Genomic DNA, 13,590 nt, shown 5'->3' with positions numbered 1-13,590 from the left:
TGTGCCCGTCAGAAAATAAAGTTAAGCCCAACCCACACCGACACGAGGCCCAGTGCAAGCCCCCAAACCCGCCAAAGCATGTCACATGCGCGGAAAACCTCTGTCGCGCCGATCTCGCGCGGGGCTTCGCCATTGACCCATGCCAGATCGCGCACCTGCCCGTCGTAGCTGCGCGGGCCGGCCAGTGCCACGTTCAGCGCCCGCGCCATAGCGGCTTCGGGCCAGCCTGCATTGGGCGAGATATGCTGGCGCGCATCCCCTGTAATTTCAGGCCAGCGGTTCCATTGTCCGGACAACGCCACGATCATCAGGCCGGTCAGCCGGGCCGGGATCAGGTTCAGCAGATCGTCGAACCGGGCCGCAGCCCAGCCGAATTCCCGATATTTGTCGTTGCGATAGCCGATCATGCTGTCGGCGGTGTTCACGGCCTTGTAGATCAGCAGGCCCGGAAGCCCCGCGACCAGAAACCAGAAGGCCGGCGCGATCACCCCGTCGCTCAGGTTCTCGGCGGCGCTTTCGATGGCCGAGCGCGCAACCTGCGCCTCGCTCATGTCGCGCGTATCACGCGACACGATCATGGCGACCTTCGCGCGCCCTTCGGGCAGGGATACTCGCAACCCGTCCGCGACGTCCTTCACATGCGACACCAGCGATTTCTGCGCCAGCAGGATGGCGCAGATCACGACCTCGGCCATCCATCCCAGAAACGAAAGCGCCCAGCCAATCAGGACCGACGCAACAACCAGCAGGACGACAACCCCGACACCCTTGAGCCGTCGCATGGCCCCATGGTTCAGGCGCTTGTCCAGCCAGCCGATTGCATTGCCGAATACCACTGCAGGGTGACGCAACCGCGACCACAGCCAGTCCGGTTCACCCAGCGCAGCGTCCAGGGACATGGCGCAGATCAGCACGAACGCGCCGGTCACAGCGCGGCCTCAAGCCTGTCCCAGCCGTTGGCGGGCGGCAGGCCAAGACGCAGGTAGGTTTCGGAATAAGGAAAGGTGCGGCTCCAGATATGGGCCTGGGCCAGGCGGTCCTGCCAGGCGGCGGCATTGTCCACCTCGTAGAGGCGGAACAGGGTCGTTCCCCCGACCAGCCTTGCGCCCTTGTGCGTGACCAGCCTGTCCAGCTGTGCGGCTTCGTCACTCAACCTTGCACGGGTGGCCTCGGCCCAGCCGGTGTCCTGCAGCGCCCGGGTTCCGATACGCAGGGCCGGACCCGATACCGCCCATGGCCCGGTCAGATCGTTCAGTCGGGCGATCATGTCCTTCGGACCGACGGCAAAGCCCAGCCGCAACCCCGCCAGCCCCCAGAACTTGCCAAAGCTTTTCAGAACGATTGTGCCGGGACGGTCCGACAGACGGATCAGTGAGGCGCCGGGTGTGACGTCGCAAAAGCTCTCGTCAATCACAGTCAGCGGAGAATCGGCGTCGCGCTCGGCCCAGATCCGGCCATCCGGGTTGTTGGGGTGCACGATCACCCGGGCCTCGGCCGCGCCGTCCCCGGTGACCGTCCAGCCCTGTGCGGCAAACGCCGCCGCGTGTTCATTATAGGTGGGCATCGTGATCCGGACCCGCCCCGTTGCTGCAAGCGCGGGAATGCGGGCGATCAGGGCCGACGCGCCTGGCGCGGGCAGAATCGCGGCCTCATCGGGAACCGACCAGAACTGGCGCGCAGCCTGTGTCAGACGCTCGAACGCGCCGTGATCGGGCAATTCGGTCCAGTCCGATGGCACCAGCCCGGAAACATCGTAGGGATGAGGGTTGATCCCGGTAGACAGATCGATCCAGTCGCTGCGCGTGCCGCCATAGCACCGGATGGCCCCGTCCAGCCCGCCGCCGTGATCCCGGTTGCTGCGCGGGTTCAGGTTGTTATCACCGCCGATCATGTGAATTCTGCCCCAAAACGCCCGATTCAGCCCGCTTCAAGCGGATTTTTGCCTTTTTGACAAGCAAATCCGCGTGATCAGAGCCCCTCAGGGCCGCCATTAACACTTTGTTAAGGAAATCGCGTGATCACGAATTACGGGGGTCGGCACCGTTCACCTTATCAAGTGCCGAGGTTGTTGCAAATGAATGTTCTGATTGTTGAGAGTAACCCCGACCTTGGTCGGGTCTGGAAAAGGCATCTGGAAAGACAAGGCGCGATCGTTACGCTCGTCGCCGGGCAGGAGGCTGCGATCCTTGCGCTTTACGGAACGGCCTTTGATGTCATCGTGCTTGACCTGGTTCTGGAAACCGGTAGCGCGCTGGCGGTTGCGGATTTTGCCAGCTATCGCCGCCCCGAGGCGCGGGTGATCTTTGTCACCAACACAACGTTCTTCTCGGACGGTTCGATCTTTGCCCACAGTCCCAATGCCTGCGCTTATGTGCAAAGCGAAACGCCGCCAGAGGATCTGGCGGCGATGATCGAGCATTACGCGGCGGGTCGCTGATCGCGCCGGTGCGGTTCTGAATAATCCAGCACCGGGTTCACGGGAATGATGCGATGCGGGTTTATGCTGTCGTGGCTATAGTGATAGTGGCGCACGATGTGGTTCATGTTCACCGTCTGCGCGACGCCCGGCCACTGATACAGTTCGCGCGTATAGGCCCAGAGGTTCGGGTAATCGATCAGCCGCCGTTTGTTGCACTTGAAATGCAGATGATAGACTGGATCGAACCGGATCAGGGTGGTGAACAGCCGCCAGTCGGCCTCGGTCACGCGGTCCCCCATTAGGTAGCGGTTCCGGGCCAGCCTCTCCTCCAGCCAGTCCAGCGTGTCGAACAACGGATGCACGGCCGCGTCGTAAGCTTCCTGTGTGGTGGCAAAGCCTGATTTGTAGACACCGTTGTTGACGTCGGAATAAATGCGGGCGTTGACGGCTTCGATCTCATCCCGCATCGCCTCGGGCCAATAGTCATCGGTATTGCCGGTGATCCCGTTGAAGGCGCTGTTAAACATCCGGATGATTTCCGAGCTTTCGTTCGACACGATCGTCTCCTGCGCCTTGTCCCAAAGGATCGGCACGGTCACACGACCCGAATAGGCAGGATCGGCTTTGGTGTAGATTTGATGCGCATGGGTCAGATCATAAAGCGTGTCGCCCGTGGCACCTTGCGCGTCCGGTTCGAATGTCCACCCCTGATCCAGCATGTCCGGGTTGACCACCGACACGGAGACATGATCGCGAAGACCCTTCAGTTCCCGAAAGATCAGCGTGCGGTGCGCCCAGGGGCAGGCAAAACTGACATACAGGTGATAGCGCCCGCTTTCCGCCGCAAACCCGCCCTTGCCCGACGGGCCGGGGCTGCCATCGGCGGTCAGCCAGTTGCGAAACTGCGCGGCCGAGCGTTTGAAAGCTCCGCCGGTTGATTTGGTGTCATACCAGGTGTCATGCCACGTGCCGTCGATCAACAGGCCCATATCGGCTCCTCCGTTTGCAGTTCCCCAAAACATATGATGCCGCGCCGAACCTTCCTACGTCACCAAGCGCGCAACCGGTCTGCGCCCGTGCACATCCGGCGCTGGGATTTTCGTGCAACAGATCATTGGCAAGCCGCGCCATGTGACCCGGTTCACTGGATTTTTACATCCATGCCCTCACAATAAAGGGCACCGAAGGGGAATTTTTGTATGAGTACGTATGTTTCAAAGGAAATGCGCGCCGAGTTGGACGCCGCGCGAATCGCCACATTGAAGAAAACCAGCCGTTTGCGGGTGGAGATGGGCGACAATTACTTCAAGATCCTCAAATTGTGGAAAGACGGTTTCTCGGTCGAGGCCGCGACGACCCCGCGCTTGCGCGGGCTGGTCGACATCTATGACGGAGCAACCCACCTGTACCAATGCCTGATCATCGCCGATGAAGAGGAAGCGGGCGAAATGCGCTATGAATTCAAGCGCAACACCGTTGCCGCCGACAGCGCTCCGCTGGATTTCTACCGATCCCCCGATGCGCCGATTGCACTTCTGGGGCATGAGGACTAGGGGCGGATTTCCACCGTCCTACCGTGTTCCGTAAGGCTCCAAAACTGTGCTATCTCGATATTGGAAGTCGCAATGCAGCCTGCTGTCCAATCGCCGGGCAAGGTCGGTCCGACAATGCCGATGGGTTGCCAGTGGATGAAAATATCGCCACGGGGATCAACCCCTACTGCCGCGCAAGGGCGATGCCCTTCGGTTGCGGATAGTCAATCCCAATGGACAGGTGAAATGCGCTTTGCGGATTGTCGCGATTGACGGCGAAAATACCCTCGGGCGTATTGCCGTCGCCTCCCCGTACCTTATTGCCATCCGCTGCAAACCCCAGCGCGATATCGGGCTGCATCACCACCGCGCCCTTCAGAGTAGCGGTCAGGCGCCGGGCAGATTCCTCGATCAAAAAGGCTCGGCGCACCTGTTACTGCAAGTCGCCAAACGCCCGTTTCAGCCGGGCGCAGGCGTCTTCGACCCGTGATTTCTGGGTCGCCAGATTGAACCGCTCAAACGTTTCGCCGCCCGTGCCGAAACCGGGCCCCGATGAGGTCGCGATCTTTGCATCCTCGCGCAGGCGGCGGACAAATTCGGCGTGATCCATCCCGGTGCCCGAGAAATCGACCCAGGCCAGATAGGTCGCCTGCAACGGCATCGACCACAGTCCGGGAATTTCGGCGATGGCGGCATCGAACAGTTTCCGGTTGTCGATCAGATGCGCGATCTGCGCATCGACCCATTCCGCCCCCGCAGGGGAATAGGCGGCGGTAACCATGGCAACGCCCAGAGCGGATGGATCATAGTCCAGCGTGTAAAGCCGGTGCCGCATCGTGGCGCGCAGCTTGTCGTCGGGGATGATCAGGTTGCCGGTGCGTTGACCCGCGATGTTGAACGTCTTGGACGCCGCCGTCAGCGTCACCGTCCGGGGCCGTGCCTCGGGGGCGGCGACATCCATCGGCACGAAGGTGTTTCCAGGATAGACCAGATCGTGGTGAACTTCGTCTGAAACCAGAAGTAGCCCGTTGCGTTCTGCAAAGGCGGCAACAGCCCGCAGTTCATCCGGCGTCCAGACCCGGCCCGACGGGTTCTGCGGCGAACACCAAAGCAGCAGCTTCTCGGACCCGTCCAGCCGCGACTGCGCATCTTCCAGATCCAGCGCGTAAGTATCACCGTCGCGCACCAACGGGCATTCCACGACGCGCCGCCCGGTCTTGTTCACCTTATGGGCAAACTCGTGGTAAACCGGCGGGAAAATGACCACGCCATCACCCGGTTCGCTCCAGACATCCAGACACAGTGCAATGGCATTACCCAGGCCTTGGGCGGACAGCACCCAGTCAGTGTCGATTTGCCAGTTGTGCCGGGTTTTCATCCACCAGGCGATGGCCTCAAGGTATTGCGGGTGCTGCCAGGAATACCCGAAAGTCCCTTGATCGGCCGCCGCGCGCACCGCTTCAATCACGCAAGGCGCGGTGGCATAATCGGAATCCGCCGTCCACATCGCCAAACCGTCCCGGGGTGAAACCCCGTACAATTGTTCCATCTTGTCCCACTTGGTACAGTTGGTTTCGCGGCGGTCGATCGGGTCGTTGAAAGTCATGTCTGCTCCATTTGTCACGCCGAAAGCTAGCCACTATTGACACAAGCGCAAGGGGGGCGTTGCGGCTGGGCGCGCGTTGCCCTAAATCAGCCTCATGAAACGTGATATTCTGATCCATCCCGATCCCCGCCTGAAAAAGGTCTGCGCGCCTGTGGCCGACCTGACGGACGCGCTGCGCACGCTGGCCGATGACATGCTGGAGACGATGTATGATGCGCCCGGCATTGGCCTTGCCGCGCCGCAGATCGGCGTACTCGAGCGGCTGATCGTGCTGGATTGCGTCAAGGAAGAGGGCGAAGCGCCGCGCCCGCTGATCATGTTCAACCCGGAAGTCATCGCCGCCTCGGAAGAAACCAATGTCTATGAGGAAGGCTGCCTGTCGATCCCTGAACAGTATGCCGAAGTGACCCGGCCCAAGGTGGTGGACGTGGCCTGGATGGACGAGAACGGCAATGCACGCACCGAAACATTTGACGGTTTGTGGGCAACCTGCGTTCAGCATGAGATCGACCACCTGAACGGAAAGTTGTTCATCGACTATCTCAAACCGCTCAAACGCCAGATGATCACCCGCAAGATGCAGAAGCTCAAACGTGAACGGGCCCGGACATGACCGTCCGCACCTGCCTGCCCTGGCCGGACAAGCGCCTGCGCACCAAGGCCGATGACGTCACCGAGATCACCGACGAAATTCGCGCCATCTGGAACGACATGATCGACACGATGGAGGCGATGCCGGGCGTTGGCCTCGCTGCGCCTCAGATCGGCGTCATGCTGCGGCTGGCCGTAGTCGACGGTTCGACCGAGCGGGGCCGGGCGATCCGGCTGGCGAACCCGGAAATCCTGCACAGTTCCATTGAGCTGCGCGAGCATGATGAGGCCAGCCCGAACCTGCCCGGTGTGTCGGCCAAGGTGAAGCGTCCGCGCGCGGTGACGGTGAAATATATCAATGAACAGGGCGTCGTCGACCGCCGCGACTTTGTCGGGATCGAGGCGACAAGCGTTCAGCATCAGATCGACCACCTGAACGGACGGATGTATTTCGACCGCCTCAGCAAGGTCAAACGCGACATGCTGCTGCGCAAGGCCAAGAAACTCACGTAGGCCGGGCTTCAGCCCGGCACCCCAGCACCTCCGGAGCCGACGATGCGCATAATCTTCATGGGAACCCCTGATTTCTCGGTCCCGGTGCTGGATGCGCTGGTCGAGGCCGGGCACGAGATCGCCGCCGTCTATTGCCAGCCGCCGCGCCCGGCCGGACGTGGGAAAAAAGACCGTCCGACCCCCGTACACGCCCGCGCCGAGGCGCTGGGCCTGACTGTCCGCCATCCCGTTTCGCTGAAATCAACCGAAGAACAGGCCAAATTCGCGGCACTGAAGGCAGATGTGGCCGTTGTTGTCGCTTATGGGCTGATCCTGCCGCAACCCGTTCTGGATGCGCCCGCGCGGGGGTGTCTGAACATCCATGCCAGCCTGCTGCCGCGATGGCGCGGCGCCGCCCCGATCCACCGGGCGATCATGTCGGGGGATGCGCAGACCGGTATCTGCATCATGCAGATGGAGGCCGGACTGGATACCGGCCCGGTCCTGCTGCGTCGGGCAACTGATATCGGGTCCGAGGAGACGACGGCCCAATTGCACGACCGGCTGTCCGGCATGGGTGCCGGGCTGATTGTCGAAGCGCTTGCCAAACTGCCTGATCTGACACCCGAGCCGCAGCCCGATGATGGCGTGACCTATGCCACCAAGATTGACAAGGCCGAGGCGCGCATCGACTGGGCACGGCCCGCCGTCGAGGTTGATCGCCAGATCCGCGGCCTGTCACCGTTTCCCGGCGCATGGACGGATATCAGCGGCGAGCGCATCAAGCTGCTGGGGTCGCGTCTGGCCGAAGGGCAGGGCGCACCGGGCGAAGTTCTGGATGCAACCCTGCGCGTGGCCTGCGGTGACGGGGCGGTCGAACTGCTGCGCTTGCAAAGGGCGGGCAAAGGCGCGCAGGATAGGGAAACCTTTCTGCGGGGCTGGCCGATCCCAACCGGCACCCGGATGTCTGCGGAGTAAGCTGAATGTTCATGATCCTGATGGGCACCGTCGTGATCGCCGGAATTGTGGGGTATCTGGCTGAAAAGACGGGCTTTACGCATAACGGATATCTGCCCTCGATCATCATCTGCGTTGGCGGGGCTTTTCTGTTCTATTTCGTCCGTATCATGTTCGGCATCAGCTTTGGCCCGCCCGGTCTGGACGCAATGCTGTCCTCCATCGGGGCCCTGATCATCGTGCCGACGCATTGGAGGAAATGACATGCCGGTTGTCGCCTTGATCGTGATCGGAGCCGCCGCAGGTTTCCTCGCCACGCGATTGATGCGGATCGAGGCCGATATTCCCACCACCATGCTGATTGGCATCGTTGGCGCTCTGATTGGCGGCTTTGTGTTGCGGATGCTGGTGACTGTGATGGGCTGGCTTTCCGGCTTCGTCGGCGCTGTTTTGGGCGCGCTTCTGGTGATCTGGCTGTGGCAGAATTACCTGCGGCGCTGATGTCTTGACCTTTCGGTGCGTTAAGGGCCAGATCACGGCCGATCCGCAACGTAAGGAAGTCCAATGCCGCATGATCTGAAACCGGGTGACGTCGCCCTGATGGGTGTCCCGCTGGACCTGCATTCCTCATTCATGCAAGGTCCGGCCTTTGCCCCGGGCCGCATCCGCGAGGCGTTGCATTCCGGTGCCGCCAATCTGACCGCCGAAGACGGCACCGATCTGGGCGCGACCGACCGGTTCAGGGACACAGGCGATCTGGACGTGTTCGAGATGCGCGGCCAGGAACCCATTGACCGGATCGAAACAGGGGCAGCCGAGCGCATCGCCACAGGCGCGCGGTTGTTGTCGCTGGGCGGCGATCATTCGGTCGCCTTTCCGCTGATCAAGGCGCATTCCGAACGGTACGAGGGGTTGAACATCCTGCATATCGACTCGCACCCCGATCTGTATGACGAACAGGATATCGGCCCGCTTGGCCATGGATGCCCCTTTGCCCGCGTGATGGAAAGCTGCCGGATCAACCGTCTGGTGCAAGTTGGCATCCGGACGATGAACACCCATCAGCGTGAGCAGGCCGAAAAGTTCGGGGTCGAGGTCATCGACATGCGCAACTGGCGATCCGACCTGCAGATTTCTTTCGAAGGTCCGGTCTACCTATCGCTGGATCTGGACGCGCTGGACCCGGCCTTTGCGCCCGGTGTCTCGCATCACGAACCCGGTGGACTCAGCACGCGCGAGGTCATTGACCTGATTAACCGGTTTCAGGGCCAGCTGGTCGGTGCGGATATCGTGGAACTGAACCCGCATCGCGACCCTTATGGCATGACGGCCATGGTCGCGGCCAAGTTTGTCAAGGAAATCGGCGCGCGCCTGCTGCGCCGTTAGCGGTCGTCACAAACCTCGGCTGATCCAAGCCGCGGGGCGGTGTCGGTTGTCATGCCAAACAATTCAGTCTCGGCCGCGGTCATCCAATGCATGCCCTCGGCCGGGGCTGCGGCCAGCGTGAACCAATAGAACTCCTCGGGCGCGCCGACATCGCGGAAATAGTCCAGATAGCGGTCGTGTTCGGGGTCGGTGGGTGGTATTTCGGTCGCAACGATGCCTGCCCCGCTCCAGCTGTGAACGCCGACGCAGGCGCCCGGCTGCAAAATGCGCCGCTTGCCGGCCAGGAACAGATCCGTTCCGCCAGACGCAATCAGCCCGTTTGACGGAACGATGATGTCGAACCCTGCATCATGCACTGCGCGGCTGAACACCACATTGGCGTCATCGTCCGCCGACCCTTCGATATTCAACAACACCAGCGTCCGAATGTCCGGGTTGCGCGCGACGACCTTTTCAAAGGCGGCAAGCGTGGTTTCATCGATTGTGCCGGTTGCGATGATCTGATCATCCCGGGCGACAAACTGCACAGGCTGGTAGAACGTGCCGCATGACGCCAGCAGGCTCAGGCAGGTGCAAATAATGGCTGGGCTGGTTTTCATCCGGATACTCGCACTGTGACGGCCATGAGGTATCAGCGCGCAGATGGCCCGTCCACCGGTCAGGGCGACACTGCGGCTCAGGCCTGCGCCTTTTTGGGCTTGAACGGGTCCATTCCGGCGCGGGCCAGTTCATCGGCACGCTCGTTCTCGGGGTGTCCGGCATGACCTTTGACCCATTCCCAGGTCACGTGGTGGCGCGACTGCGCTTCGTCCAGCCGCTGCCACAGATCGACATTCTTGACCGGTTTCTTGTTCGAGGTCTTCCAGCCGTTTTTCTTCCAGCCGAATATCCAGCCGGTGACGCCGTTTTTTACATAGGCGCTGTCGGTCACGATGGTGATTTCCGACGCCCGCTCCAGTGTTTCCAGCGCACTGATCGCGGCCAGCAATTCCATCCGGTTGTTGGTGGTTTCGGCTTCTCCGCCGTTCAGTTCACGCTCTTTCAAAATGCGTTCGCCATCCACCGCGCGCAAAAGAACACCCCATCCGCCGGGACCGGGATTTCCCGAACAGGCACCATCGGTGTAGGCAAACAGATCAGGCATGGGCGAAAACCAGAACGAACCCGTCATAGGACCCGGCCAGCCCTTTTCCCATCCCGGTCACGCAACGATCCAGCGTGAAACCGGCATCGGCCAGCGCCGTTTCGATCTCGGGTTGCGAATAATAGGTGTAGTACCGATCCAGATCGTCGCGATGTTCGCCCGTACCCAGCTTCATACCCAGAAACAGCTGGCCGCCGGGTTTCAGTGCCCCGTGGATCGCGCTCAGGTGTCGGGGGAAATCGGCGCGTGGGGCGTGCAGCAGGGAAAAGCTGGCATAGATGCCGTCGTATTCGGCCTCTTCGGTGACGTCCTCGAACGTACCCAGATGCGCATCCACCCCGTTCTCGCGGGCATGGTCCACAAAGGCTGGCGTGGCATCCAGCGCCCTGACCTTCAGGCCCTGCCGCATCAGAAACGCACTGTCCGATCCGGGGCCCGAGCCCAGATCCAGCACGTATCCGCCTGCGCCGACCGCGTCGGCAAAAGCCTGTCGTGCCTCAAGCTGTTCGGCAGGCAGCGGCATCTGCAGATAATCCGATACCCGGCTGGTATAGGCGTCGATCGTTTTCCGGTCCGGCATCACGCAGGTTCCCTCAGTACGCGCGGCACTTTGAACTCCACGTTTTCCACGGCGGTCTCGACCAGTTCGACGGTCACGTCGTAATGATCGCGGAAGGCGTCGATCACCTCGTTGACCAGCACTTCGGGGGCCGAGGCTCCGGCGGTGATAGCGATGCTGGAAATCCCCTCAAGCGCACGCCAGTCGATCTCGGTCGCGCGCTGCACCAGCTGTGCGTAATTGCACCCCGCGCGGGACGCGACCTCGACCAGACGGCGCGAGTTGGACGAGTTCGGTGCGCCCACCACCAGCAGGGCATCGGATTTCGGTGCTACCGACTTGACCGCTTCCTGCCGGTTGGTGGTGGCGTAACAGATGTCTTCCTTGTGCGGACCGACAATGGCGGGGAACCGCGCCTCAAGGGCCGCTACGATATCCCGCGTGTCATCCACCGACAGGGTGGTCTGCGTGACAAAGGCCAGCTTGCCCGGGTCGCGCACCTGTACCTGCGCCACATCGTCGACGGTTTCCACCAGCAGCACCTCGCCATCGGGCAGTTGCCCCATGGTGCCGACAGTCTCGGGATGGCCTTTGTGGCCGATCATGATCATCTGCAGCCCGGCATCCGCGTGGCGCTGTGCCTCGACATGGACCTTGGACACCAGCGGGCAGGTGGCGTCGACATAGATCATCTCGCGTTGGGCGGCTGTTGCGGGAACCGATTTTGGCACACCATGGGCGGAGAAGATCACCGGTCGGTCGTCGGGGCATTCGTCCAGCTCCTCGACAAAGACCGCGCCCTTGTCGCGCAGCCCGTCGACCACGAATTTGTTGTGCACGATCTCGTGGCGCACATAGACAGGCGCGCCCCATTTCTGCAGCGCCATTTCCACGATCTTGATGGCACGGTCCACACCGGCGCAGAAGCCCCGCGGGGCAGCAAGGTAGAGTGTCAGGGGCGGCTTGGTCATTGGGCGGTCTCCTTACGGCACAGGTATTTCTTTTCCTGGCCTTGGTCCAGACAGAACCGCGTCATCGATCTGACATGAATCGGTGTTACCAAGATGGTGTTTCAGCACCTGTTCCTAGTTAAAGAAAGCGCGGCCAGGATCCAGATCCTGACCGCGCATATTTTTTCCCCATCAAGAAAACGTTGGCCGGGTCAGTGCCCGCCAGCGACCGCGACACTGCGCGTCTCAGCGGGCATCTCGCGCGGAGGGCGGCCGATCACGTCGCGCAGGTCCTCGAGTTCGATAAAGTTGTCGGCCTGGCGGCGCAGCTCGTCCGAGATCATCGGCGGCTGGCTACGGATGGTCGAGACGACCGAAACGCGCACGCCTTGGCGTTGCAGGCTGGCAATCAGCGGGCGGAAATCCCCATCGCCCGAGAACAGCACGATATGATCCACGCGCGGTGCCAGTTCCATGGCATCGACAGTAAGCTCGATATCCATGTTCCCTTTGACTTTCCGACGCCCCATGCTGTCGGTGTATTCCTTGGCCGGCTTTGTCACCATGGTGAAGCCGTTATAGTGCAGCCAGTCGACCAGCGGGCGGATGGGTGAGTATTCGTCGTTTTCCAGTAGCGCCGTGTAATAAAAAGCTCTAAGCAGTTTGCCTCTGCGCATGAATTCCTGACGCAGCAACTTGTAGTCGATATCAAAGCCGAGTGCTTTCGCGGCCGCATAAAGATTCGAGCCGTCGATGAACAGCGCCAGCCGTTCGTCCTTGTAAAACATAAATAGGTCCTTCCGGTATAATCCAGAGCGCCGCTTGTTACGTGAGTGAGCGAGTGAGAAAAATTATGGGCACCCCGATACCCCATAATTTAGTGCTTTTAATGTGTATCGCAAGTATGCAATTCGCCGAATATAGGGGGTGTAATGGTTAATTCTTCGTTAATCGCGGTTGTAGCGCTGGGCGCCAATCTCAGTCTGAGAGGAGCCGCGCCGGAAATGACCCTACGTCAATCTCTGGATGCGCTGGCGCACCGGGGTGTGGTGATTCGCTCTGTCAGCCGCTTTTTTGCGACCCCCTGTTTTCCCGCCGGTGCGGGTCCGGATTACGTCAATGCCGCGGCTTTGATCGAAACGGATCTGGCACCGGAAGACCTGCTTCAGATCCTACACGAGGTCGAGCATGAGTTCGGGCGCGAACGCGCGCAGCGCTGGGGGATGCGAACGCTGGATCTGGATCTGGTCTGTTACGGCGACCAGGTGCATCCGGACCGGGCGGAACATGACCGCTGGCGCACCCTGCCGACGCAGGACCAGGCCCGTCAGGCCCCCGACCAATTGATCCTGCCGCACCCACGCCTTCAGGACCGGGCTTTCGTGCTGGTTCCGATGGCGGACGTGGTACCCGACTGGCAGCATCCCGTACTGGACCGGACGGTGACCGAGATGGTCGCAGCTCTGCCGCCTGAAGATGTTGCGCAGGTTACGCCGCTGTGATCCGCGCATTTTCGGTATTTCCCGCTTGTCAATGCCGGGATTCGCGCTTAGATAATCCCCTTCCTGACATGGATTCAGTAACGGAGAGCGCTCAATGGCCCGCGTGACGGTTGAAGACTGCGTAGACAAGGTACCGAACCGGTTCGAACTGGTGATGCTCGCCGCCCATCGTGCGCGCGAGATTTCTGCCGGTGCGTCGATCACCGTGGACCGTGACAACGACAAGAACCCCGTCGTGTCGCTGCGCGAGATTGCGGACGAAACCCAAAGCGCGGATGACCTGCGCGAGCGTCTGATCGAAGCCAACCAGACCCAGATCGAGGTTGATGAGCCGGAAGAAGATCAGATGGCGCTGCTGATGGGTGCGGAATCGGACAAGCCTGCCGATGACGACATGTCGGAAGAAAAGCTCCTGCGCGCTCTGATGGAGGCACAGGGTCAGGGGTAAGCCC

Annotated in this window: 21 protein-coding genes; 10 read left to right on the top strand and 11 right to left on the bottom strand. The window is 61.3% G+C overall.

Annotated elements, in window-relative coordinates; translation table 11 throughout:
* Window positions 1-8: 8 nt before the first annotated feature.
* Together cbiB and ACR0FE_RS06740 are read right to left on the bottom strand one after the other, a co-directional pair.
* On the bottom strand, window positions 9-929 hold the full coding sequence (gene cbiB / locus ACR0FE_RS06745; RefSeq protein ID WP_480911840.1) for an adenosylcobinamide-phosphate synthase CbiB: 921 nt from the start codon (window positions 927-929) through the stop codon (window positions 9-11).
* Window positions 926-1,891 (bottom strand): threonine-phosphate decarboxylase, encoded by a 966-nt coding sequence (locus ACR0FE_RS06740; RefSeq protein ID WP_480911838.1) that lies wholly within the window; start codon window positions 1,889-1,891, stop codon window positions 926-928. Before ACR0FE_RS06740 ends, cbiB begins: the two co-directional genes overlap by 4 nt.
* A 183-nt stretch (window positions 1,892-2,074) precedes the next feature.
* Between ACR0FE_RS06740 and ACR0FE_RS06735 the strand changes: the two genes are divergently transcribed.
* Window positions 2,075-2,437 (top strand): response regulator transcription factor, encoded by a 363-nt coding sequence (locus ACR0FE_RS06735; protein ID WP_170611970.1) that lies wholly within the window; start codon window positions 2,075-2,077, stop codon window positions 2,435-2,437.
* Here ACR0FE_RS06735 and ACR0FE_RS06730 read toward each other — a convergent pair.
* Window positions 2,419-3,408, bottom strand: coding sequence for a glutathione S-transferase family protein (locus tag ACR0FE_RS06730; protein WP_321250943.1), 990 nt, complete (start codon window positions 3,406-3,408; stop codon window positions 2,419-2,421). The genes ACR0FE_RS06735 and ACR0FE_RS06730 overlap by 19 nt on opposite strands.
* Before the next feature lie 210 nt (window positions 3,409-3,618).
* Here ACR0FE_RS06730 and ACR0FE_RS06725 point away from each other — a divergent pair, with 210 nt between their 5' ends.
* Window positions 3,619-3,972, top strand: a complete 354-nt coding sequence (locus ACR0FE_RS06725) for a hypothetical protein (RefSeq protein WP_170681560.1) — start codon at window positions 3,619-3,621, stop codon at window positions 3,970-3,972.
* Here the strand turns inward: ACR0FE_RS06725 and ACR0FE_RS06720 are convergent.
* The 3 genes from ACR0FE_RS06720 to ACR0FE_RS06710 form a co-directional block, all read right to left on the bottom strand.
* A complete protein-coding gene (locus ACR0FE_RS06720) occupies window positions 3,969-4,073 on the bottom strand; it encodes a hypothetical protein (protein WP_480911836.1) in 105 nt (34 codons plus the stop codon). The two genes, ACR0FE_RS06725 and ACR0FE_RS06720, sit on opposite strands and share 4 nt — an antisense overlap.
* A gap of 62 nt (window positions 4,074-4,135) precedes the next feature.
* Window positions 4,136-4,381, bottom strand: coding sequence for a L,D-transpeptidase family protein (locus tag ACR0FE_RS06715; RefSeq protein WP_170805951.1), 246 nt, complete (start codon window positions 4,379-4,381; stop codon window positions 4,136-4,138).
* A gap of 3 nt (window positions 4,382-4,384) precedes the next feature.
* Window positions 4,385-5,557 (bottom strand): PatB family C-S lyase, encoded by a 1,173-nt coding sequence (locus ACR0FE_RS06710; RefSeq protein WP_170611962.1) that lies wholly within the window; start codon window positions 5,555-5,557, stop codon window positions 4,385-4,387.
* 94 nt (window positions 5,558-5,651) lie between these two features.
* Between ACR0FE_RS06710 and def (ACR0FE_RS06705) the strand changes: the two genes are divergently transcribed.
* The 6 genes from def (ACR0FE_RS06705) (at window position 5,652) to speB (ending at window position 8,983) form a co-directional block, all read left to right on the top strand.
* Entirely contained in the window at window positions 5,652-6,170 is a 519-nt protein-coding gene (def, locus tag ACR0FE_RS06705; protein WP_170611959.1) for a peptide deformylase, read from the top strand.
* Window positions 6,167-6,661 carry a peptide deformylase gene (def, locus tag ACR0FE_RS06700; RefSeq protein ID WP_170611957.1) on the top strand — a complete coding sequence of 165 codons (495 nt, stop codon included), beginning with the start codon at window positions 6,167-6,169 and terminating at the stop codon, window positions 6,659-6,661. Before def (ACR0FE_RS06705) ends, def (ACR0FE_RS06700) begins: the two co-directional genes overlap by 4 nt.
* A gap of 42 nt (window positions 6,662-6,703) precedes the next feature.
* The gene (gene fmt, locus ACR0FE_RS06695; RefSeq protein WP_480911832.1) at window positions 6,704-7,618 is read left to right on the top strand and encodes a methionyl-tRNA formyltransferase; all 915 of its coding nucleotides are present in this window, start codon (window positions 6,704-6,706) and stop codon (window positions 7,616-7,618) included.
* Window positions 7,619-7,623: 5 nt separating this feature from the next.
* Complete coding sequence (locus ACR0FE_RS06690; RefSeq protein ID WP_170611953.1) at window positions 7,624-7,860, top strand: hypothetical protein; 237 nt, start codon at window positions 7,624-7,626, stop codon at window positions 7,858-7,860.
* Window position 7,861: 1 nt separating this feature from the next.
* The gene (locus ACR0FE_RS06685; RefSeq protein ID WP_170611951.1) at window positions 7,862-8,098 is read left to right on the top strand and encodes a GlsB/YeaQ/YmgE family stress response membrane protein; all 237 of its coding nucleotides are present in this window, start codon (window positions 7,862-7,864) and stop codon (window positions 8,096-8,098) included.
* A 63-nt stretch (window positions 8,099-8,161) separates the two neighbouring features.
* Window positions 8,162-8,983: an agmatinase gene (gene speB / locus ACR0FE_RS06680; RefSeq protein WP_480911829.1), complete on the top strand. Its 822-nt coding sequence runs from the start codon at window positions 8,162-8,164 to the stop codon at window positions 8,981-8,983.
* Here the strand turns inward: speB and ACR0FE_RS06675 are convergent.
* From ACR0FE_RS06675 to ACR0FE_RS06655, 5 genes are all read right to left on the bottom strand, one after another.
* Window positions 8,980-9,582 carry a COG3904 family protein gene (locus ACR0FE_RS06675; protein WP_480911826.1) on the bottom strand — a complete coding sequence of 201 codons (603 nt, stop codon included), beginning with the start codon at window positions 9,580-9,582 and terminating at the stop codon, window positions 8,980-8,982. The genes speB and ACR0FE_RS06675 overlap by 4 nt on opposite strands.
* Window positions 9,583-9,659: 77 nt before the next feature.
* On the bottom strand, window positions 9,660-10,127 hold the full coding sequence (gene rnhA, locus ACR0FE_RS06670) for a ribonuclease HI (protein ID WP_480911824.1): 468 nt from the start codon (window positions 10,125-10,127) through the stop codon (window positions 9,660-9,662).
* The gene (locus tag ACR0FE_RS06665; protein WP_480911821.1) at window positions 10,120-10,707 is read right to left on the bottom strand and encodes a class I SAM-dependent methyltransferase; all 588 of its coding nucleotides are present in this window, start codon (window positions 10,705-10,707) and stop codon (window positions 10,120-10,122) included. Before ACR0FE_RS06665 ends, rnhA begins: the two co-directional genes overlap by 8 nt.
* Window positions 10,707-11,657 (bottom strand): 4-hydroxy-3-methylbut-2-enyl diphosphate reductase, encoded by a 951-nt coding sequence (ispH, locus tag ACR0FE_RS06660; protein ID WP_170611941.1) that lies wholly within the window; start codon window positions 11,655-11,657, stop codon window positions 10,707-10,709. Before ispH ends, ACR0FE_RS06665 begins: the two co-directional genes overlap by 1 nt.
* A gap of 191 nt (window positions 11,658-11,848) precedes the next feature.
* A complete protein-coding gene (locus ACR0FE_RS06655; protein ID WP_170611939.1) occupies window positions 11,849-12,424 on the bottom strand; it encodes a LabA-like NYN domain-containing protein in 576 nt (191 codons plus the stop codon).
* 144 nt (window positions 12,425-12,568) lie between these two features.
* Here ACR0FE_RS06655 and folK point away from each other — a divergent pair, with 144 nt between their 5' ends.
* Entirely contained in the window at window positions 12,569-13,138 is a 570-nt protein-coding gene (folK, locus tag ACR0FE_RS06650) for a 2-amino-4-hydroxy-6-hydroxymethyldihydropteridine diphosphokinase (protein WP_480490654.1), read from the top strand.
* Window positions 13,139-13,232: 94 nt separating this feature from the next.
* Window positions 13,233-13,586, top strand: a complete 354-nt coding sequence (rpoZ, locus tag ACR0FE_RS06645) for a DNA-directed RNA polymerase subunit omega (protein WP_170611935.1) — start codon at window positions 13,233-13,235, stop codon at window positions 13,584-13,586.
* Window positions 13,587-13,590: the final 4 nt, after the last annotated feature.

It is taken from the genome of Ruegeria sp. K7, from assembly GCF_056531785.1.
Note: the sequence above shows the minus strand (reverse complement) of the source record. Positions and strands in the feature narration are given on the sequence as shown.